Origin of the sequence: Psychrobacter sp. 1U1 (genome assembly GCF_051847535.1) — a bacterium.
Lineage (GTDB): Bacteria > Pseudomonadota > Gammaproteobacteria > Pseudomonadales > Moraxellaceae > Psychrobacter > Psychrobacter saeujeotis.
Map to the genome: position 1 here is coordinate 1 of NZ_JBPYDD010000010.1, position 20,869 is coordinate 20,869.

The window sequence follows — 20,869 nt, forward strand, 5'->3', positions numbered from 1 at the left end:
TGTCCGATGGTGCCGACGTTGACGTGGGGCTTGTTGCGTTCAAACTTGGCCTTTGCCATGGGTAGTTCCTCTTTATTTGGGCTTAGTTACTTAACTAAAGTATTTAAATAATATGAATACGTTAATTAAATAATACTAAGCACATTAAGATAAATGTTAAAAGGTTGCACATTCGATGTGCAGATATTATAAGAAAATTACAACCAATAACAAGTCTTTTAACAAGTTATTGGCATATTCTCTACTGACAATACAAAGATTTGCGTTAGATTGTCTTATTTAGCAATTTCTTACTTACTCGTCATCATCTTTAGAGTTGAATTTAGAGATGATTTCAGCAGCTACTGACTTTGGAATTTCCGCATACTTTTGGAATTCCATTGAATACGTAGCACGGCCTTGTGACATAGAACGCATTTGAGTGGCATAACCAAACATTTCTGCTAATGGTACTTCAGCACGGATCTGTTTAGTACCACCAGGTAGATCTTCCATACCCTGAACTAAACCACGACGACGGTTAAGATCGCCCATGATATCACCCATGTAATCTTCAGGTGTTTCAACTTCTACTTTCATTACTGGCTCAAGTAGTGCTGGGTCCGCTGCCATGAAACCTTTTCTAAAGGCCATAGAACCTGCCATTTTGAACGATAATTCATCAGAATCGACATCATGATAAGAACCATCATACAAAGTTGCTTTTACGCCAACGACTGGGTAACCAGCAAGTACGCCGTTTTTCATGCGCTCTTGGATACCTTTATCAACAGCACCATGGAATTCTTTTGGTACAGTACCACCAACAACTTCTTCAGCGAATTCATACTCAGTTTCGCCCGCTGGATCAAGTGGCTCAAGACGTAACCAAACGTGACCAAACTTACCACGACCACCAGTCTGACGTACAAATTTGCCTTCTTGTTCAACAGTATTACGAATCGTCTCACGATAAGCAACCTGCGGCGCACCGATGTTCGCTTCAACGTTGAATTCACGCTTCATACGGTCAACTAGAATCTCTAGATGTAGCTCACCCATACCGCTAATGATCGTCTGACCAGACTCTTCGTCAGTGTGTACACGGAACGATGGATCTTCTTTTGCCAAACGGCCCAAAGCAATAGACATCTTTTCTTGGTCAGCTTTAGTCTTAGGCTCAACAGCTAGACTGATTACTGGATCTGGGAATTCCATACGCTCAAGAGTAATAACGTTACTCTCATCACATAACGTATCACCAGTACCTACGTCTTTCATACCAACTAGAGCTGCGATATCACCGGTACGAATCTCTTCTAGCTCTTGCTGTGAATCTGCCATCATTTGAACAATACGGCCTACACGCTCACGCTTCATCTTAACAGGGTTATAAACACTGCTGCCCTGCTTGATAACGCCAGAATAAACACGTACGAATGTTAAGTTACCAACGAACTTGTCGTTCATGATCTTAAATGCTAGTGCTGAGAATGGTGCTTCATCAGAAGCTTCACGCGTACCTTCAGTCTCATCTTTGTCGTCAAGAATACCACGAATAGCTGGTACATCCATTGGAGCTGGTAGATACTGAATAACCGCATCTAGCATCTTTTGTACGCCTTTGTTTTTGAAAGCAGTACCACAAAGTAATGGAATGATTTCATTGTCGATGGTCAATTGACGAAGCGCGCCGTGAATTTGCTCTTGAGTCAATTCGCCATTTTCCAGATATTCATTCATTAATTCTTCTGATGCTTCAGCAGCGTTTTCTACTAGATACTCGCGGTACTCCTCTGCTTTGTCTTGTAGTTCCGCTGGAATATCGCGCTCGTCGTATTCCATACCCTGAGAGGCTTCATCCCAGTAAATAGCTTTCATAGTTACAAGATCGACAACACCTTCAAAATCGTCTTCTTTACCAATTGGGATAACCAACGGTACAGGCTTACCACCTAGACGAGTTTTGATTTGCTCGATAACACGATAAAAATCAGCGCCAACGCGATCCATTTTGTTAACGAATGCCAAACGTGGCACTTGGTATTTGTTTGCCTGACGCCATACGGTCTCAGACTGTGGCTGAACGCCGCCTACTGCACAGTAAACCATGCACGCGCCATCAAGTACACGCATAGAACGTTCAACTTCGATTGTGAAGTCAACGTGACCTGGGGTATCAATGATGTTGATACGGTGTTCGTCGAATTGCTTAGCCATACCTGACCAGAAGCAAGTCGTTGCTGCTGAAGTAATAGTAATACCGCGCTCTTGTTCTTGCTCCATCCAGTCCATGGTAGCCGCACCATCATGGGTTTCACCAATTTTGTGGCTAACACCGGTATAGAATAAAACACGCTCAGTAGTAGTCGTTTTACCAGCATCAATATGCGCTGAGATACCGATATTGCGATAGCGTTTTAGGGGAGTTTTACGAGCCATAGTGTTTTCCTAAGGAAATTCGTGTATATAATAATGTGTTGTGTCTCTGCCTATTACTCTATGACAAAGCAGTCAGCTTCGTAATATTACTTACTGATTATTGGGCCTAATACGGACAAAAAAAAGAGCAAATACTAAGAATATAGTGGCATAAAACTTGAGATGTTTTCTAATAAGTAATCTGTTTATTTAAAAAGGACCATTACTAGAAAACATCTTGATAGATAGCCGCCACCCAGTTAGAAATAGGCTAAACCTTTTATAAACTGGATAAAGAGTGGCGGCAATCAGTAGAATAGAAAATATAAAATCAGTTAAAGCGATCTATCAATCTATAACTTAATATAGAGCACTATTAGTAAGCGGCTTAGAAGCGATAATGAGAGAATGCTTTGTTTGCATCTGCCATACGGTGAACTTCATCACGCTTTTTCATAGCATTGCCTTTACCTTCTGAAGCATCAGACAATTCGCCAGCAAGGCGTAAAGACATTGATTTTTCAGAACGTTTAGCAGCAGCTTCAGCCAACCAACGCATAGCCAATGCGGTACGACGGGAGGGGCGTACTTCCATTGGTACTTGATAGGTTGCACCACCAACACGGCGAGCTTTCACTTCAACCATAGGACGTACATTTTCTAAAACTTCTTCAAAAAAAGATACTGGATCTTCGATGTTACGCTTTTGACTTACTGTATCAAGCGCACCATAAACGATACGTTCGGCAGTAGACTTTTTACCATCACTCATTACGTGGTTGATGAATTTAGCAATGGTTTGGCTACCAAACTTAGGATCTGGAAGGATCTCACGGGTAGCAACGACGCGACGTCTTGGCATAATAAATTTCCTTGTCTTCAGGAGTGTCTGACATTCACAACATGGCACCATTTAATAATGTAGGTGATATATCAAGTTGTCAGTCAGCCTTACTGCATGGCGGTATGTCATAACGACCTATTGTTGGTCTTACCAATAAAGCGGTTAACACCAAGCCCATGCACAGTTAATGGGTGATACGATTAAGCGGGGCTAATATTAAGCTTTAGGCTTCTTCGCACCATATTTAGAACGACCTTGCTTACGGTCTTTAACGCCTGCACAGTCTAACGCGCCGCGAACAGTGTGATAACGTACACCTGGTAGATCTTTTACACGACCACCGCGGATAAGTACAACACTATGCTCTTGTAAGTTGTGACCTTCACCACCGATATAGCTTGATACTTCATAACCTGAAGTCAAACGTACACGGCAAACTTTACGCATTGCTGAGTTAGGTTTTTTTGGCGTAGTAGTATATACACGAGTACATACACCACGGCGTTGTGGGCACGCTTGTAACGCAGGAACTTTTGACTTTTCCTTGATGGTTTTGCGACCCTTACGAATCAATTGGTTAGTTGTTGCCATAAGGCATCCTTCTCCCGTTTGGTATAAAACAAAAAAATGGGCAAACCCACCATCCTTTCCATAAACATGAAAATTTTGGGGTACCCATTTTTAGGACAGTGTATTATAAAGATATGTTACTGCTATTTCAACTACTTATAGACAATGCTACTTTACAATACCTAAAATATATGTATCAAGTATACTTTGCTACCAGTTAGTGATATTACAAAGCATTAAATGTACACATAAAAAGCTTACTACCTGCTTCTGAAAAATTATTGAGTACTGGGCTTGTTATCGTATATATGGCGTTGCAAGCTTACTTTTCAAGACAGCTATAGGTATGTTTACTGCATTTTGGATGATATTTTACCAGTCAACGCTATGACTCATCTACTTAGTATCTGCTTTGTTCTTAGCGTCAACGGCTTTGTCATCTGCTTTGTTATCATTTTTAGTCGACGCATCGGATTCTTCTTGTGTAGAATCACTGTCGAACTCTTCTGACTTACTTTCTTCATTTGAGTCTTCATCGCTTGCCATTTGTTTGACTTGTTCTTCACTGCTACTATCATCAGTAATAAAACGATTGGCAAGTTTTGGCTCTGGCGCGAAAGTCGCTTGAGCAACGCCAAGCACTTCATCAATCAAACGACTATTATAATGCATACCAACAGCTACCGCTGACACTGGTAACAAACGACGTAACCACGTTAAATCGACTTGATCCAAATCAAACCCTACTTGTCCAGCGATATTATCTATTTGCTCTGCATAAAAATTAACATTCTGGTTTTTGAGTCCAAGGTTTTGTAATTCACTGTGCAAACCGCGACTTTGAGCATTATCAAGTAGACCTTTTCCTACCCCAATACCTGCTAATAGAGCTTGTTTTTCTTGCATTTTGCTCAAATCTGCACTGGCAAGCAGCTCATAAGCCATTTTTATACCTTGTTTACCCGTTAAAGGTTGGTCATAAACAGCCGCTAACTGATAAACAGAGCGTAAAGACACCAATAGCAACCATAGCGTATCAGCCAACAATCCTGGCAATCCTGCTAAGCCCGTCAAACCGCCCAAAGTCGCCAACGCTCTATTCTGGTTGGCAATATCAGTCGCTAACGCGTAACGCTCTTCACCATCCAATGCAGTAATATCAGCAAAACGATGCTCATTAGGTAGGTCTAGTTGACTCCAGCTCGCTGCAAGTTTTGCAACCTGAACAAAAGAGCTGTCTAATACAGATTTGAACAAACTATTAGGAACAACTTTTTTAGCATATTTACCATAGGTGGCAAAGCGTGAACCTAATAGCTGCTGGGTCGTTTTTAAGGTTTGCTCTCGGAACAGATCTTGTTGGAAGTCTTCATCGCCTAAATTTACCGCTTTATATTGACGTGGTTTACTTGCTTTAGCATTAGCACTATCAATGAGCGAGCCCATACGCTCAAGATTATTACGAGTAAAATGACCAATGGTATTGATACCTTGAGAGAGAGTACTACGCTTTGCCATCGTTATGTCCTTAAAATGGTGGTTAAACAACCTAATAGTTAGTCGGTATGCCTTTACGTTATGTAGTCATATATTAGATATATTAACACACTAGTAAACATGGGTAAAAAGAACAATGATAGGTACTTGTATCACTGTTTGAGCCGTTATCTTATCTATATCTTAGACTCTATGTCAGTGTGAACAATGTTATCAATGTCACAAAATTTGTATCTAAAGGTGTGGTTTATTTCTATTCTTACTTATCCTCTATAATGCATATAAGTTAGATTTTTAACCCATCTACTTTATCTAGGAATGCTATAATAGAGCATATTATAACGTTTGTGCTTAAGTGCAGTTTTTGCTTCGTTAATACGTTGTTGTAATATTGACGTAATAATCTGCAAATCTATATATGGTTAAATTATAGTTATAAATATTGGTCAGTAATTTTTAGATATATCGATAGTAATTTATTATTATAAGGAATGGAATATGCGCCGAGTTGTGATTACTGGAGCAGGGATTGTCTCTTGTATCGGACATGATTTAGACGCCGTTACATCTGCTCTTCAACAAGGACAGTCTGGCATTAGATTTAATGAGACTTATGCTGAACAAGGGTTTAAGTCACAAGTTAGTGGTAGCATCGATAAGACCGAATTAGATACTTCCGGTATTGATCGTAAATTAAAGCGTTTTTTTAGCGATGCAAGCCTTTATGCGTATGTGAGTGCGTTAGCAGCTATCAAACAGTCTGGATTGTCCCTTGAGACCATCAATCATAATCCGCGTGTTGGCGTGGTTGCAGGCTCGGGTGGTGCATCGACAGGAGATGTTGTCAGTGCTGTCGATTCTATGCGTGAAAAAGGTTTACGCGGGGTCGGTGCAATGGCGGTACCTAAGACTATGAGTAGTTCGGTATCAGCTGCGCTCGCAACTGGACTAAAAATCCAAGGGATTTCTTACTCTATTTCTTCAGCTTGTGCAACATCAACCCACTGTATTGGACATGCAGCTGAGCTTATTCAATTGGGTAAGGCTGATGTGGTACTCGCTGGTGGTAGTGAAGCTGAAGATTGGACCCAGTCTTGTATGTTTGATGCTATGGGTGCCATGAGTACTCAGTACAATGATGTGCCCAAACAGTCTTCACGTGCTTATGATAAAGATCGTGATGGCTTTGTGATTGCTGGTGGCGGTGCAATGGTAGTGGTTGAGAGTCTTGAGCATGCCAAAGCGCGTGGCGCAAATATTTTGGCTGAGATCGTCGGCTATGGTGCCAGCTCTGATGGAGCAGAAATGGTTGCTCCAAGTGGTGAAGGTGCGGTACGTTGTATGCAGCAGGCGTTAGATCAAGCAGGGTTAGAGCGTGTTGACTATATCAATACTCATGGTACCAGTACACCGTTAGGTGATATTACTGAGCTAAAAGCCATCGCTAAAGTATTTGGCTCTGATGCTGACTCTACCACGCAAAACTCTGTCCCACCTATCAGCTCAACCAAGTCAATGACAGGCCATAGCCTAGGAGCAGTTGGAGCGCAAGAGTTGATCTATTGCTTGCTTATGCTACAAAAAGGCTTTATCGCACCAAGTATCAACATTGAAAATATCGATGAGGCAGCAGCACCGTTTGATATTGTCACTGAGCTACGTGAAACCAAGCTAGACACCCTGATGAGTAATAGTTTTGGGTTTGGTGGTACTAACGCGACCTTGATTATTAAAAGGTTTGACGCTTAAAACATGCTTGCACCGAACGCTTTCCAAGATAAGCACAAACAGACTCACTTTGTACAAACGCCAGCTATCAAAAATAGCTGGCGTTTTGGCGAGTTGTCGGCCACAGAGCTGCTACCAAAACTACAGCAGCATTTACTTGCACAAGATAGCAATGCAAACTGGCAATTAGTCTGGCTAAATAATGATGGACACCCTGTAATTGGCCTACTACCCAAAGTAAGCTGGTCTGTATACCCTGCTCATAATCAAACCTCTCATACACAGCTGCCTACTTATAGAGTAATAAAACACTGTCGCAGTGACGAGAATGCTATTACGACAGCATATATGAGTTATACCAAGTGGCAGGACGAGTTAATTGCTTATAGTCGAGCTCATGAGGCTAACAATACTGCTTCAAACTCTCTAAACACACCCTATGAGAAGCCAAATTATCATCACGGTTTAATAGGTTTTATTGGTTATGATATTGCCGCGCATGAGCTGAGTCCAGCGGCTAAAATTGAGCTGGCAGCGCAGCCTTGCGCTGTATTAGGACATTACGATATATACTTGACTCAATCTGTTACAGACAAAGCTGGCTGGACGTTAAATACTATAAAATCAGATGTTGATAGCCCACCAACAAACTTAGCAGTAGCTAAGCTTATATCGTATTTGGATGCATTAGACCTTGAGTTGTCTAATATAAAAACAACAGCCCAGGTTATTCACTGTCAACTAACGCCCTTAGTATTAAACGCACGGTGGCATAAAGGGGACTATTATAATGCTTTTGGAAAAACCCAAGACTATCTACAACAGGGCGATTGTTACCAAATCAATCTGACGCAAGCATGGCAGGGTTGTCTTCATAAGTTAGATGGCTCATATGACAATAACAGCTCTATGACGTCTCTTATCGATTACTTACCTGCCCTATACCAAAATACGCAAGCACCATTTTCAGGCTACTTAGGAGCTCACAATCATTTAGATGATGAGAAAGCTGAGCGTTTGGTAGCTAATAACCATACTAAAAGCGTTAAAGAGCTTAACAACTCACCCTTAAGCTTTGAGATATTAAGCTGTTCACCTGAGCTGTTTTTTACTTTTATAAAAAATACGGCTACAGGCTCTCACCATATTATTACAAAGCCTATTAAAGGCACGCGTCCTAGAGGTAGCACTGACAAACAAGACTTAATGTTAAAGCAGCAACTCATTGACAGTGATAAAGATCGAGCTGAGAACGTTATGATTGTTGATTTATTGCGTAATGACTTAGGTAAATATGCCAAAACTGGCAGTGTGAAAGTGCCGCAGCTGTTCGCTATTGAAAGCTTTAGTAATGTCCATCATATGGTAAGTACCATCACCGCCGAGCTCAGAGTAGAGACTCACCCATTAGCCGTATTGTTTGGCAGTCTACCTGCAGGTTCAATCACTGGCACACCCAAAAAACGCGCCGTTGAAATTATTTCTGAATTAGAAACAGCACCGCGCGGTGCCTATTGTGGCACCATGGGCTATATGAATTTTGATGGAAGTGGACAGTGGAATGTACTCATTCGTACGTTGCAAGCTAATAGCTTAACAAATACCAAGACAGAGGTCAGCTTGTGGGCAGGCGGCGGTATCACTGTCGCGTCTGATCTTGAAGAAGAATATCAAGAGTGTCTCGACAAAGTGGGCAATCTACTAAACGTATTGAACCCATCAGACATCATATAAGAATTTGTACCAAATATTTCAGCATGCAAAATTCATATAGTGAACTCTGCTGTCAACTAATCATTTAATATCGTCCTGATGAAAACTTAGCCCATATTTGAGATAGTCTCACTATCTTCGCTATACGTTTGCATAGCGGTCAGTGCATCAATCAGGCGCTCATGCTGTGCTTGTGTACCAACAGTAATACGAAGATATTCTTGAATGCGCGGCTTATCAAAATGACGCACAATGATGCCTTGCTCGCGTAACTTAGCGGCCACTGCGCTTGCATTTCCATCTTTAGGACGAGCAAATACAAAGTTGGCATGCGATGGCAGTACTTGATAGCCAAGCGTTGTTAGCTGAGTCGTCAATGACTTGCGCAGATCAATGACTTGTTGGCGGGTTTGTTCGAAATAATTATTATCCAACACACTAGCAGTTGCGCCAGCTTGCGCAAGTTTGTCCAATGGATAACTGTTGAAGCTGTTTTTCATACGCGTCAACGCTTCGATTAATGAGGCATTACCAAAGGCCATACCCACACGTAGTCCAGCAAGTGATCGAGACTTTGAAAAGGTTTGAGTCACCAATAAATTATCAAATTCATTGATCAAACTGACTGCTGAAACTTGCGTGCCAGAATGGCTTTCATCTATACAAGCAAAGTCAATATAAGCTTCATCAATGACTATCACCGAATTAGAATGCTCGCTGGCAAGTTTACGAATATTGGCAAGCGATAATAATAGACCTGTTGGCGCATTGGGATTGGCAATAATAATACCGCTACAAGGCTGACGATAAGCATCGGGATCGATACTAAAATCATCTTCCAATGCAATCTGTACCAGCTCTACACCAAAAGTCTGCGCATAAACAGGATAAAAGCTATAGCTGATATCTGGTGCTAATACAGGACGTTCTTTTAGAAAAAAGCTGGCAAATACTAAAGCAAGAACTTCATCTGAGCCATTACCGACAAATACCTCGTTTATATCAAGATTATATAACTCGGCTAATGCTGCGCGCAGATCATCAGATTCAGGGGCTGGATACAGACGTAAATCGTAAGCCTGCTGCTCTAAGACGTTAGCAATGGCCTCCCCTACCTTCGGTGATGGTGGAAACGGGTTTTCGTTGGTATTCAGTTTACACAAATTGGCATGCTGAGGCTGCTCACCAGGGACGTAAGGTGACAAGTTACGTGCTTTAGACGACCAAAGTCTGGTATCAACTTTTTGTTCACTCATAAGTTATCCTACTAGTAGCTAAAAGAGTTGCAAGACCTAAAATGACAGTAATAATAATGTTTTGTCGATATCTTATTAAATTCTATACAGCCTCAGTTATAACCACTATATATTTCTGATAAAGGGTTCTTTATATCCGCTATTCTGTCTATATAACGTCTATGTATAGGTATTTTACTGGTAACGATAACGAGCTGAGCGCGCATGAGCTTCTAAGTCTTCGTGCTGCGCTAAAATGTCAGCGGTCTTAGCCAATGGCTTGCTACCGCCTTCACTACAATAAATGATAGATGATTTCTTTTGAAAGTCGTATACACCGAGCGGCGAAGAAAAACGCGCAGTCCCTGAGGTTGGTAGCACATGATTGGGCCCTGCACAGTAGTCACCGATTGCCTCAGGCGTATGACGTCCCATAAAGATAGCACCCGCATGACGAATATCATCGAGTAGCGTATCGGGGTCATCAACAGACAGCTCTAAATGCTCAGGCGCAATACGATTGATTAAAGCCATACCCTCGCTTCTATCTTTGACTAGAATAAGTGCGCCACGATTCTGTAATGAGTCGCGAGCGATATCTGCTTTTGGCAATTTTGCCAGTGCGTTTTCAATCTCTGTAGCGACTTGTGCTAACTGCTCGCTACTTGTCGTCACAAAAATCGCTTGGGCAATGCGGTCATGCTCAGCTTGGGACAATAAGTCCATAGCTAACCAATCGGCACGGTCTTGCGCTTCACCTTCTGCATACACCAGCACTTCAGAGGGACCAGCTATCATATCGATCCCTACCTGCCCAAATACGGCTCGTTTGGCAGCTGCCACATACTTATTGCCAGGACCAGTAATTTTATCTACCGCTGGAATAGTTTTGGTACCATATGCTAACGCTGCCACGGCCTGAGCGCCACCAATCGTAAACACGCGATCGACTTGTGCCAAATGCGCGGCTGCCAATACTAAGGGGTTTAGTACGCCATTGGGAGCTGGTACAACCATGATAACTTCTGTGACGCCAGCGACTTTGGCAGGAATGGCGTTCATCAGTACAGAAGACGGATAAGATGCGAGCCCACCTGGCACATAAATACCCACGCGATCAAGTGGCGTGACTTTTTGACCTAAGCGATTACCTAACTCATCCTCATATTGCCATGTCTCTTGTATTTGGCGTTTGTGAAAACTTTGCACACGCGTCGCTGCTGTAGTCAGTGCCGTCTTTACTTTTTCGTCTAAATTATCAAAAGCTTCAGCGAGTGATTGTTTAGACAATTCTAACTCTTGTATCGTCGTTGCTGGATGCTGATCAAACTTTTGGGTTAATGCTAGCACCACCTTATCACCATCATGACGTACTTGAGTAATAATATCATCGACAGTCTTTAACAGATCAACATCGTTGACTGTCTCAAAGGCCAGCAGATCCTTCAATTGCTGTTCAAAATCGGTATCTTGGGTACTCAACTGGCGCATGATCTAATCCTGTGTTTAAGTCAAAAAGACTGCTGAGAAAGTAAAAATGATGAAAACAATCAAACCATAATAGTAGCTTCTAATAAATTAACTACAGCTAGTTTGGCTAAATGACAATGGAGTTTTCTCAGTAGTTATCTACTAAAAAACCAGTTTAGCACGCTATATTCATTATAGAACGCCAAACTGGTTTTAAAACTCACATAACATCCTTTTATATTATTAATAATAAGTATGATCTACGTTCAATATTGATCAACTATGTGATAATCAAGAAGCAGCCGCAATACTGATTTTAAAGCTCTCAAGAATCGGCTCGAGTAGCGCAAACTTACGCTTATAGCTGACTTGGTTGACGATCAAACGAGATGATACATCACAAATATGCTCACGCGGCTCTAGACCGTTCGCTCGTAGTGTATTGCCCGTATCGACCACATCAACGATTAGGTCTCCTAAACCGACTAATGGCGCAAGCTCCATAGAGCCATAAAGCTTGATCACGTCTACTTGCTGGCCTTGACTGGCAAAGTAGGCGCGGGCAACATTGACGTATTTGGTCGCAATACGCAGACGACGGTTAGGCAATGCTGCATCCTTTACGCCTGCCGTCATAAGCTTACATTGAGCAATTTTTAAGTCTAACAATTCATAGACATGATTGGCACCGTGTTCAAGAAGTACGTCTTTACCTGCTACCCCAAAATCAGCAGCGCCATGTTCTACATAGGTTGGCACATCACTAGCGCGTAGGATAAGTACACGCACGTTTGGGTTTGAGGTAGGGAAGATAAGCTTACGTGATGCATCAGGGTCTTCTAGTAAATCAACGCCAGCTGCCTGTAGTAGCGGCATTGTCTCTTCTAAAATACGACCTTTTGATAATGCTAAAGTGAGGCCATTAAACTCATTGTCTACTTCATTTAATAAGTCGTTAGTCTGTAAGCGTTCATTTTGCTCAGTCATAATGACAAGGTGTCCATATAGAATTAATGTCCCTAAAGGTTAGGGAGTGTGTTATACCGCTGATAAAAATAAGCGCCCTACGCAAGATATTATAAATCTAGTCGTTAGTATTGATACGCTCAATATTAACCCCTAAGGCGCGAAGTTTGTTTTCGACATCTTCGTAACCGCGATCAATATGATAAATACGGTCAATCAAACTCTCACCTTCAGCGGCAGATGCTGCCATTACCAATGACATCGATGCGCGTAAGTCCGTTGCCATGACTGGCGCCGCTGTAAAGTGCTCGATACCTTTGACCACTGCTGTATGACCATCTACCTGAATAGAGGCACCTAAACGATTGAGCTCAGGAACATGCATATAGCGATTTTCAAAGATGTTTTCGATAATGGTGCTTGTCCCATCTGCCAGACAACAAATTGCCATCAATTGAGCTTGCATGTCTGTGGGAAACCCAGGATGTGGCTGGGTACGAATATCAACAGGATGCGGACGTCCTGTCATCTGTGCACGTATCCAGTCCTCACCCGTTGTAATCGTCGCACCCATTGCCTCAAACTTCTCTAGCACCGGATATAGTAGTGCTGCATTGGTTTTTTTGGTCAGTACATCTCCGCGAGTCATCAAGGCGCCTGCTAAATACGAGCCCGTTTCAATGCGATCAGGGACCACTGAGTACTCACAACCTTGTAAGCACTCTACCCCTTCAATAGTCATGGTCGCTGTACCAATACCGCTAATCTTAGCGCCCATTGCAACCAGCATATTGGCCAAATCAACCACCTCCGGCTCAAGTGCGCAGTTACCTAAGACGGTCGTGCCTTTGGCTAGTGCCGCTGCCATGATGACGTTTTCGGTACCACCAACGGTGATCATATCAAAAGAGAAGTTACAACCAATCAGCCTGCCACCTTTAGGAGCCTGGGCTTTGACGTAGCCGTTCTCTACAGTAATATGAGCGCCCATTGCCTCAAAGGCTTTTAGATGTTGATCAACGGGACGTGAGCCTATCGCACAGCCGCCCGGTAGTGAGACTTCTGCCTCACCAAAACGCGCCAGTAGCGGACCCAATACCAAAATCGATGCTCGCATTGTCTTGACAAGATCATAAGGTGCATAGAAATTGTCGATACTTTTGGTATCACAAGTGACGGTATCGCCTTGCTTTTGAATATTGATACCCATGCCAGCGATCAGCTTAATCAATGTACTCACATCTTGTAATGATGGCACGTTATGCAAGGTGGTGGGCGTCTCAGCTAATATCATAGCTGCAAGCAAAGGCAAAGCGGCATTTTTGGCGCCAGAGATAGTAACTTCCCCTGCGATACGACTACTACCGGTGATTAAAAACTGATCCATAAAAGTGACAACCTAGCTATATATGTGAAGAAGAATGCGATGAATAAAAATCAAAAGCTTGCATTATAAAAATAAGAACCGTTTAACCTTGAGACTGTGCTTCCCACTCAGCAGGCGTCAATGCTTGAATATTGAGCGCATGAATGTCACCGCTGGCAATCTTATCATTTACCAAGCCATAAATAGCTTGCTGTCGCTGTACCGCACGTTTGCCCTCAAAGCTGGCATCGACGACACGTACATCAAACTTATTGCCTTGATTGGCAGCTTGAATAAAAGCATCTGGGAAATGCTGCTGTAAAAATGCAATCAAATCATCAGCGTTCATGCTCATAAAAAATCCTATTATTGTATTAAAAGTAATGTTTGTATGGTCTATATAAGAAGGCTACGTCTCATATAAAGGCATTATTATAACAAGAGTTTGGTCATCTTACAGTATTGTCTACTCACAAGCATGAGTGTCAACTCTACAGCTGTTAGTCTATTTACTTTAACGTTTTGTTTAGATACGTTAATACTTGCGCACGTACGTCATTAACCCAGCGTAATGGTGGTGCCATCGCTCCGATACTCGTAGCATGACTGGCGCCTTTAATCTGGCCATTTTCAACCTTGGCGCCGTAGTCATTTAATGCTTGAGTCATTTTGATAATATTTGTATCGTGCACGGTTTTGTCGTTTTCGGCAGTCAATAGTAAGTACGGCGGCTGCGTACCCTTTATTTGGCGATCAGGCATCACGTCATCTGGCGTATCATCGGCGCTAAAAGCAGTCACACTAGCAAACTTACGAAAGTCATAGCTATAGGGACCGGCAATACCAATAACGGCAGCGATATCGTTTGGTTTGATGCCGTAAGGTGTCAAAAAGTCTTCGTTAGAAACGGCAGCTACTGCATTGAACGCGCCAGCAGAATGACCAATGACAGCTAAGCGCTTAGGGTCGACATGAATACTTGAGGCGTTATTAATACTCCATGCAACTGCCTGTGCAGCGTCTTTAACGTAATCAGGGTATACATGCTCAGGAGCTTTTCGATAGTTGATGACTGCGGTCACGTAACCTGCTTGGGCTAAGCTTTGACCAACAAACGCATACTCATCTTTACTACCACTCTCCCACGAGCCCCCATGTACGAACACAACCATTGGATAAGTATCCACGATAGTGTTCCCGGCTTTCATACCCTGCGCCAACGGTTTTGGATAGTAAATATCCAAATCTTGTAACGGCTCATCGCCATATAATATATCTTTACTGACACCCACGCCACCGTTTGCAGTGATACCGTTCACCACAGCCAGCGCTGACAATGCTTGAGCCTGTTGGGTTGCAAAGGTAATAGCACCTACGGCTACTATACTTGCACCTATCAGCTTCAACTTATGGTTAGATGGCTTGCGGGCAGAGATGTCACTGGTTGACGCAGTCGTGTCCATTGCTTGTTGTGCATAATCAAAGTTTGAACCTTTCATTATTGTTATCCTTATTATTGCCAGCTCGTAGTTACCAAGAGGTTGACTGACATAGCGATTGATCCAAAGTTGTGACTAAGGATAGCTCTACCTTACGAAGCGCTCATAACACCAGCTAGCTTATGGATTTTGGTATAAATCAACATAAGGGCTAGAAGATGGTTGTTCAGTTAGGTCACCAGCTTCTGACGCACTATTATTCGCTACTGGCGTAGTGGGTGCTACGTTGCCCGCGGCCGTTGCAGGTTCGATCTCTCTGACAATAGGTCCTGCACCGGTTGCTTGCGTAGCAGCGTTTTTGGGCTCACTCTCTGACATAATGTCTGCGTCATTAATAGGCAAACCTCTATTGTCTACGACTGTCGTTAGTAAGACCAATTCAGTAATACCAGCAGTACTGTTGGCGATATCGATTAGATGGCTTTGCTGCGTGGGTGTCACTCTACCCATGATATAGACCACACCATCATTAGTCACAGCTTTTAATTGTGATGCTTTGACTCCATTATTAGCCGCAGTTTTAGCCATCAATTTTGATGTGATATAACCATCATGTACGGTTGAGCTATAACCTCTAGCGACACTGACATTTAGCTCGTTATAAACACGGCGAACATCGGGCATGGAGCCGACTACTTTTTCAATTTGCGTTTTTAGGGCCTCTGTTGGCACCTCGCCTGTAAGCAGGACCTCACTATAAAAGCTATCAATACTTATTCGGCTATTGGTTTGTAGATCTTCTTGTAAGCCATAAACATTGATCTTTGCTGTATGCTCGATACTACGATCGAGCAGACGTTGCGGGATGGTACGTTCCGTTACAGGTACCCCATAAGTCCCCTCAGTACTATTGGTTAAGTAATTGGTTGTACAGCCTGTACTAACCATGCTAGCCATTAAAACAGCACCTATCATCGCACGATTAATATCGACACGTGGTGTTTTATAAACGGATTTGAGTGTATACAACCTTGTCATTATCTTCCTCATCAAACACAGTCAGTATTTAAAATTTAGTATAAGGCCTAATAGCATTTGGCAAAATTTGTGTCGCTAGAACACAGTAAACATTATAATGATTTTATAGGTAATATTGTTTGTTATATCAGCCTTGTTGCATACAAAATCACAATCATAAAAAGATCTAATCGTAATGATACTTAATGAAGATAGGGAGGTTCTACCTTGCTCTAAACACTATGCCAAACACTTTACTTAATTTTTATAATCAGCGGTTAGGTTTTTGGTAACGGCAACTTGTTGGATGAATACTCTACGTATCTTTCCAAACATCTTCTCTTTATTGGCCAACTAAATACGCTACCATGCTGTTGCCACAAACGCACCCAAAATCCACTCTGGCTGATACCGTAGTGCTGGACGTTCGATAAAACCGTCTTTATTATTGTTTTTATCGTTTGCATTGTGACTCATAACACTGCTCGTAGGACGTTCAGTATCGTAAGCAATCACGTCAAATCGGCACTCAAATTGTGCATATTCTGGATATTGTTGCAAAAAGTATTTGGCAGTTTTGATAATTTTGCGCTGCTTGGCTTTGGTCACACTAAGTGCTGCATCACCAAAACTTGAACGTAGCCGCTGACGTACCTCAATAAATACCAACGTCGACCACGTTCGACCTGTTTCTAACATCACCAGATCAAGCTCACCTATTTTAGGTTGCTGCCAGTTTTGAGCGATAAGTATCAGACCCTGTTGTTGTAAAAACTGACAAGCCTGCTGTTCAAACACACTTCCCTGACGCTGCTTAGGAGACGTCAAAGTCAGTGGCCGATGGCCATTAGTTGGTTTAGCCATAGCGATAAGTAACCGTAAAAATAGTCAATTCAGATTTATCATAGCACAACATGATAAACTAACTACTTTTAGGTATTCAACATCACATTTGCGAGGTCTTCATGTCTACCCCTACTGCGATGCCAGCTTGTCTGTATATCGTTGCTACTCCAATTGGTAATTTAAGCGATATGACGCCGCATGCAATTGAAACTTTAAAACATGTAGCTATTATTGCCTGTGAAGACACTCGCACTTCAGGGAAACTATTGGCGCATTTTGGTATCGACACCAAAGGCGACAATACCAATGATAAGCCTGTTAATAAAATTGACAATATTGATGCCACAGCAGACAATAAAAATCGCGGACATAATAAGCTGTGGGCATATCATGAACACAACAGCGCTATCCAAACGCCCAAAATTATCGAGATGATCCAACAAGGGCATTCGGTCGCTTTAATTAGCGATGCAGGCACGCCACTGGTCAGCGATCCAGGTTATCAGTTGGTGCAGGCTGCGCATGCAGCTGATGTCAAAGTATCGCCTATTGTCGGTGCCTCAGCTGCGATTGCCGCGCTGTCAGTCGCCGGACTACCTTCTGATCGCTTTAGCTTTATTGGCTTTTTGCCTGCAAAAACGCATGGTCGCCAAAAGCAGCTATCTGCGTTGAAATCACGTCCTGAGACACTCATATTTTATGAGGCACCGCATCGTATTGTGGCAAGCTTAGAAGATATGGTAGAAGTATTTGGTGCTGAGCGCGAAGTAACCTACTGTCGTGAGCTGACCAAAACTTTTGAGACCGTATATAAAACGACCCTTAGAAGTCTTGTTGACTTTGTTAAAGCCGATGATAATCAGCGGCGTGGTGAAATAGTTGTGGTCATTGCAGGAGTCAGCGTCGTACAGGACGACGATATCAGTGTCCATGACAAACTATTGCAGCGTTTACTAGAAGACATGTCCGTCAAAAAAGCGGCGTCTTTAGCTGCTGATATTACAGGTGTCAAAAAGAACGCTTTGTACCAGCGCCTTCTTGAGCTGCAAGCTTAGCAATCAATTGAATGGCTATTTTATTTTAATATTAAAAAGGGAGAGATAATACATGTACGATGTGATGGCGATAGGTAATGCCTTGGTTGACTATGAATTCGTGCTAAGTGATGAGGCATTGGAAGAGACTGAGCTGACCAAAGGCAATATGACTTTGGCAGGTCTTGAGGAGCAGCAGCAAGTACTGGCATTTTTAAAACTGGCAAACATTAAGCTATCAAAACAAGCGGGTGGTGGCTCAGCTGCTAATACTATGTTTACTTTTGCAAGTTTAGGCGGTAAACCTTTTTACGCTTGTCGTATAGGTGACGATATCCAAGGCACATTTTATCTAAAAGATTTAAACCAAGCAGGCGTGGCAACCTCATCTAAGTCAGTACATGAAGGCGGCGTGACAGGCTCTTGTGTGGTCGCTGTCACCCATGACGGTGAACGTACGATGCAAACCTATCTTGGTACATCCAGTGATATCACTGCTGATAATGTTGATTTTGACGCACTAACACAATCAGACTGGCTATATTTAGAAGGCTACTTGGCGATGTCTGAGAGCATTCAACCTGCCATGACCCAGCTCCGTCAACAAGCAGGGATTCATGATGCCAAAATTGCAGTCAGCTTTGCCGATCCAGCGGTGGTGAAGTTTGCAAAAGAAGGTTTACTTAATATGCTGGGTAACAAAGTTGCCGTAATATTCTGTAATAGTGAAGAAGCCCGACTGTTTACTGGAAAAAAACAACTCAAAGCTTCAGCACGTGGACTGCTTGAATACTGTCAGATAGCCGTGGTTACTGATGGGGCTAATGGTGCAATCATCGCTTGTAAGCCCGAAGAAAAAAACAGCGACATTATTATTCATGAAGTACCAACGCCCAAAGTGACCAATGTAATTGATACAAATGGAGCCGGTGATAACTATGCAGGTGCATTCTTATACGCCCTCTCACAGCAATATAGCCTACCGGAATGTGGTCGTCTTGCCAGCGAAGTCGCCAGTCAAGTCATTCAACAGTTTGGTCCGCGACTCGACTCCCAAGACTACAAAGACATTGCTTGCCGAGTACTGGTCGCCTAGATAAGCGTTGTTGACATTGTTAGTCCACTATAGAGCCCATACCGTTAGATCAATAAAAAAGCCTATATCATGATGATATGGGCTTTTTTGGGTGACGAACTGTTTTTAAACAGAGGCTGACGCTAATGCCTGTGCCAGATCTGCTTTTATATCCTCAATGTGTTCGATACCGATAGACAACCGCACCATGTCATTACTAACGCCCGCTTGCTCCAATTCTTGCTCGTTTAGCTGACGATGCGTCGTCGTCGCTGGATGACAGGCCAAAGACTTTGCATCGCCGATATTGACCAAGCGCGTGATCAGCTGCAACGCATCAATAAAGCGTGTCCCTGCTTCAAGACCACCTTTTACTCCGAAAGTCAAAATAGCAGATGGTGTGCCTTTCATATATTTTTTGGCAAGCTTGTGCTCAGAATGATCGGGCAAGCCTGCATATTTTACCCAAGCAACCCCATTATGGTCACGCAGATACTCAGCAACGGCTTGTGCATTTTGTACGTGACGCTCCATACGTAAACTTAATGTCTCCATGCCTTGCAAGATACTAAAGGCATTAAGGGGACTTAATGCTGCGCCAGTATTACGTAATGGTGCAACGCGAGCACGAGCTATAAAAGCTGCTGCGCCCACATCTTTTACAAAGTTTACGCCATGATAACTGTCATCTGGGGTGTTTAATAGTGGAAAGCGTTCAGGATAATCACCCCACGCGAAGGTCCCACCATCAACGATAGCGCCACCAATTGAAGTACCAGTGCCACTCATATATTTGGTCAATGAATGAATGACGATATCAGCGCCGAACTCAAACGGACGACAGAGTGCTGGCGTCGCCACCGTATTATCAATCAATACAGGCACCCCATACTCGTGGGCGATATCACTGACCGCTTGAATATCGATAATATTGCCCAGCGGATTACCGATGCTTTCGGCAAAGACCATCTTGGTTTTATCATCGATCAAATGACGAATAGCCTCAGGGTCTTTGTGATCAAAAAAGCGAACTTCGATACCTTGGCGTGGTAGCGCATGAGCGAACAGATTATAAGTCCCGCCGTATAGAGTCGATACTGCAACAATATTGTCGCCTGCCTCACAGATGGTTTGAATGGCATAAGTGATGGCAGCCATACCAGAGGCGACCGCAAGTGCCCCAATACCGCCTTCAAGCGCTGCTACGCGCTCCTCTAGTACCGCATTGGTCGGATTCATAATACGGGTGTAGATATTCCCTGCAACCTTGAGGTCAAATAAGTCTGCCCCGTGCTGCGTATTATCAAAGGCATAGGAGCTGGTATGATAAATAGGCACTGCCACTGATTTGGTTGTCGGCTCAACAGTGTAACCTGCATGAATGGCAAGTGTCTCTAAGTGCGCAGTATTCTTTAGGTTATTGTCAGTATTATTCTCTGGTTGTCCATCACTCATCACATACTCCTTAACATTAATTGAAAACGTATTGAATAAAAATAATCTCTAAAAAAGCTATTTCCTAAATCATAGCAATAAAAAAAGCTGAGTTCATCATAACCCAGCTTCTTTATTAAAAGAATAGCCATTTATTCAGCGGCTAATGCCTGATATTCATAAGCAATAAGTTTAATAAGCTTTATTCATACCGTCTTTCACACTTAATAGGCCA

The 20,869-nt window shown here is 42.7% G+C and carries 17 protein-coding genes; 4 read left to right on the top strand and 13 right to left on the bottom strand.

Annotation, left to right across the window (positions count from 1 at the left end; translation table 11 throughout):
• Positions 1-294: 294 nt before the first annotated feature.
• From fusA to ACS8FB_RS12915, 4 genes are all read right to left on the bottom strand, one after another.
• A complete protein-coding gene (fusA, locus tag ACS8FB_RS12900) occupies positions 295-2,421 on the bottom strand; it encodes an elongation factor G (protein ID WP_439263468.1) in 2,127 nt (708 codons plus the stop codon).
• Positions 2,422-2,788: 367 nt separating this feature from the next.
• Positions 2,789-3,262: a 30S ribosomal protein S7 gene (rpsG, locus tag ACS8FB_RS12905; RefSeq protein WP_058369539.1), complete on the bottom strand. Its 474-nt coding sequence runs from the start codon at positions 3,260-3,262 to the stop codon at positions 2,789-2,791.
• Between the two features lie 198 nt (positions 3,263-3,460).
• A complete protein-coding gene (gene rpsL, locus ACS8FB_RS12910; RefSeq protein ID WP_025646352.1) occupies positions 3,461-3,835 on the bottom strand; it encodes a 30S ribosomal protein S12 in 375 nt (124 codons plus the stop codon).
• A 375-nt stretch (positions 3,836-4,210) separates the two neighbouring features.
• Entirely contained in the window at positions 4,211-5,332 is a 1,122-nt protein-coding gene (locus ACS8FB_RS12915; RefSeq protein ID WP_439263470.1) for an EcsC family protein, read from the bottom strand.
• 477 nt (positions 5,333-5,809) lie between these two features.
• On the opposite strand from ACS8FB_RS12915, the gene ACS8FB_RS12920 reads away from it, so the two are divergent.
• Both ACS8FB_RS12920 and ACS8FB_RS12925 read left to right on the top strand, forming a co-directional pair.
• The gene (locus tag ACS8FB_RS12920; protein ID WP_439263472.1) at positions 5,810-7,060 is read left to right on the top strand and encodes a beta-ketoacyl-ACP synthase II; all 1,251 of its coding nucleotides are present in this window, start codon (positions 5,810-5,812) and stop codon (positions 7,058-7,060) included.
• 3 nt (positions 7,061-7,063) lie between these two features.
• On the top strand, positions 7,064-8,773 hold the full coding sequence (locus ACS8FB_RS12925; RefSeq protein WP_439263474.1) for an anthranilate synthase component I family protein: 1,710 nt from the start codon (positions 7,064-7,066) through the stop codon (positions 8,771-8,773).
• Between the two features lie 86 nt (positions 8,774-8,859).
• Here ACS8FB_RS12925 and hisC read toward each other — a convergent pair whose 3' ends face one another.
• The 8 genes from hisC to ACS8FB_RS12965 all read right to left on the bottom strand — a co-directional run bounded on the left by hisC (position 8,860) and on the right by ACS8FB_RS12965 (position 17,109).
• Complete coding sequence (hisC, locus tag ACS8FB_RS12930; RefSeq protein ID WP_439263476.1) at positions 8,860-10,008, bottom strand: histidinol-phosphate transaminase; 1,149 nt, start codon at positions 10,006-10,008, stop codon at positions 8,860-8,862.
• Positions 10,009-10,182: 174 nt separating this feature from the next.
• Positions 10,183-11,478, bottom strand: a complete 1,296-nt coding sequence (hisD, locus tag ACS8FB_RS12935; protein ID WP_439263478.1) for a histidinol dehydrogenase — start codon at positions 11,476-11,478, stop codon at positions 10,183-10,185.
• 270 nt (positions 11,479-11,748) lie between these two features.
• Positions 11,749-12,444 (bottom strand): ATP phosphoribosyltransferase, encoded by a 696-nt coding sequence (hisG, locus tag ACS8FB_RS12940; RefSeq protein ID WP_439263480.1) that lies wholly within the window; start codon positions 12,442-12,444, stop codon positions 11,749-11,751.
• 97 nt (positions 12,445-12,541) lie between these two features.
• A complete protein-coding gene (gene murA, locus ACS8FB_RS12945; protein ID WP_439263482.1) occupies positions 12,542-13,810 on the bottom strand; it encodes a UDP-N-acetylglucosamine 1-carboxyvinyltransferase in 1,269 nt (422 codons plus the stop codon).
• A gap of 82 nt (positions 13,811-13,892) precedes the next feature.
• The gene (locus ACS8FB_RS12950) at positions 13,893-14,144 is read right to left on the bottom strand and encodes a BolA family protein (RefSeq protein WP_299188909.1); all 252 of its coding nucleotides are present in this window, start codon (positions 14,142-14,144) and stop codon (positions 13,893-13,895) included.
• Between the two features lie 154 nt (positions 14,145-14,298).
• Positions 14,299-15,288: an alpha/beta hydrolase gene (locus ACS8FB_RS12955; protein ID WP_439263484.1), complete on the bottom strand. Its 990-nt coding sequence runs from the start codon at positions 15,286-15,288 to the stop codon at positions 14,299-14,301.
• Between the two features lie 120 nt (positions 15,289-15,408).
• Complete coding sequence (locus ACS8FB_RS12960) at positions 15,409-16,266, bottom strand: BON domain-containing protein (RefSeq protein ID WP_439263486.1); 858 nt, start codon at positions 16,264-16,266, stop codon at positions 15,409-15,411.
• A 342-nt stretch (positions 16,267-16,608) separates the two neighbouring features.
• A complete protein-coding gene (locus ACS8FB_RS12965) occupies positions 16,609-17,109 on the bottom strand; it encodes a YraN family protein (protein ID WP_439263487.1) in 501 nt (166 codons plus the stop codon).
• 101 nt (positions 17,110-17,210) lie between these two features.
• On the opposite strand from ACS8FB_RS12965, the gene rsmI reads away from it, so the two are divergent.
• A complete protein-coding gene (rsmI, locus tag ACS8FB_RS12970; protein ID WP_439263491.1) occupies positions 17,211-18,146 on the top strand; it encodes a 16S rRNA (cytidine(1402)-2'-O)-methyltransferase in 936 nt (311 codons plus the stop codon).
• A gap of 52 nt (positions 18,147-18,198) precedes the next feature.
• Positions 18,199-19,221: an adenosine kinase gene (locus ACS8FB_RS12975; RefSeq protein ID WP_439263493.1), complete on the top strand. Its 1,023-nt coding sequence runs from the start codon at positions 18,199-18,201 to the stop codon at positions 19,219-19,221.
• A 105-nt stretch (positions 19,222-19,326) separates the two neighbouring features.
• Here the strand turns inward: ACS8FB_RS12975 and ACS8FB_RS12980 are convergent, their stop codons facing one another.
• The gene (locus tag ACS8FB_RS12980) at positions 19,327-20,655 is read right to left on the bottom strand and encodes an O-acetylhomoserine aminocarboxypropyltransferase/cysteine synthase family protein (RefSeq protein ID WP_439263495.1); all 1,329 of its coding nucleotides are present in this window, start codon (positions 20,653-20,655) and stop codon (positions 19,327-19,329) included.
• Positions 20,656-20,869: the final 214 nt, after the last annotated feature.

Coding starts and splice junctions, on each gene's coding strand:
- fusA (WP_439263468.1), bottom strand. CDS start 2,421: ATGGCTCGTAAAACTCCCCTAAAACGCTATCGCAATATCGGTATCTCA.
- rpsG (WP_058369539.1), bottom strand. CDS start 3,262: ATGCCAAGACGTCGCGTCGTTGCTACCCGTGAGATCCTTCCAGATCCT.
- rpsL (WP_025646352.1), bottom strand. CDS start 3,835: ATGGCAACAACTAACCAATTGATTCGTAAGGGTCGCAAAACCATCAAG.
- ACS8FB_RS12915 (WP_439263470.1), bottom strand. CDS start 5,332: ATGGCAAAGCGTAGTACTCTCTCTCAAGGTATCAATACCATTGGTCAT.
- ACS8FB_RS12920 (WP_439263472.1), top strand. CDS start 5,810: ATGCGCCGAGTTGTGATTACTGGAGCAGGGATTGTCTCTTGTATCGGA.
- ACS8FB_RS12925 (WP_439263474.1), top strand. CDS start 7,064: ATGCTTGCACCGAACGCTTTCCAAGATAAGCACAAACAGACTCACTTT.
- hisC (WP_439263476.1), bottom strand. CDS start 10,008: ATGAGTGAACAAAAAGTTGATACCAGACTTTGGTCGTCTAAAGCACGT.
- hisD (WP_439263478.1), bottom strand. CDS start 11,478: ATGCGCCAGTTGAGTACCCAAGATACCGATTTTGAACAGCAATTGAAG.
- hisG (WP_439263480.1), bottom strand. CDS start 12,444: ATGACTGAGCAAAATGAACGCTTACAGACTAACGACTTATTAAATGAA.
- murA (WP_439263482.1), bottom strand. CDS start 13,810: ATGGATCAGTTTTTAATCACCGGTAGTAGTCGTATCGCAGGGGAAGTT.
- ACS8FB_RS12950 (WP_299188909.1), bottom strand. CDS start 14,144: ATGAGCATGAACGCTGATGATTTGATTGCATTTTTACAGCAGCATTTC.
- ACS8FB_RS12955 (WP_439263484.1), bottom strand. CDS start 15,288: ATGAAAGGTTCAAACTTTGATTATGCACAACAAGCAATGGACACGACT.
- ACS8FB_RS12960 (WP_439263486.1), bottom strand. CDS start 16,266: ATGACAAGGTTGTATACACTCAAATCCGTTTATAAAACACCACGTGTC.
- ACS8FB_RS12965 (WP_439263487.1), bottom strand. CDS start 17,109: ATGGCTAAACCAACTAATGGCCATCGGCCACTGACTTTGACGTCTCCT.
- rsmI (WP_439263491.1), top strand. CDS start 17,211: ATGTCTACCCCTACTGCGATGCCAGCTTGTCTGTATATCGTTGCTACT.
- ACS8FB_RS12975 (WP_439263493.1), top strand. CDS start 18,199: ATGTACGATGTGATGGCGATAGGTAATGCCTTGGTTGACTATGAATTC.
- ACS8FB_RS12980 (WP_439263495.1), bottom strand. CDS start 20,655: ATGAGTGATGGACAACCAGAGAATAATACTGACAATAACCTAAAGAAT.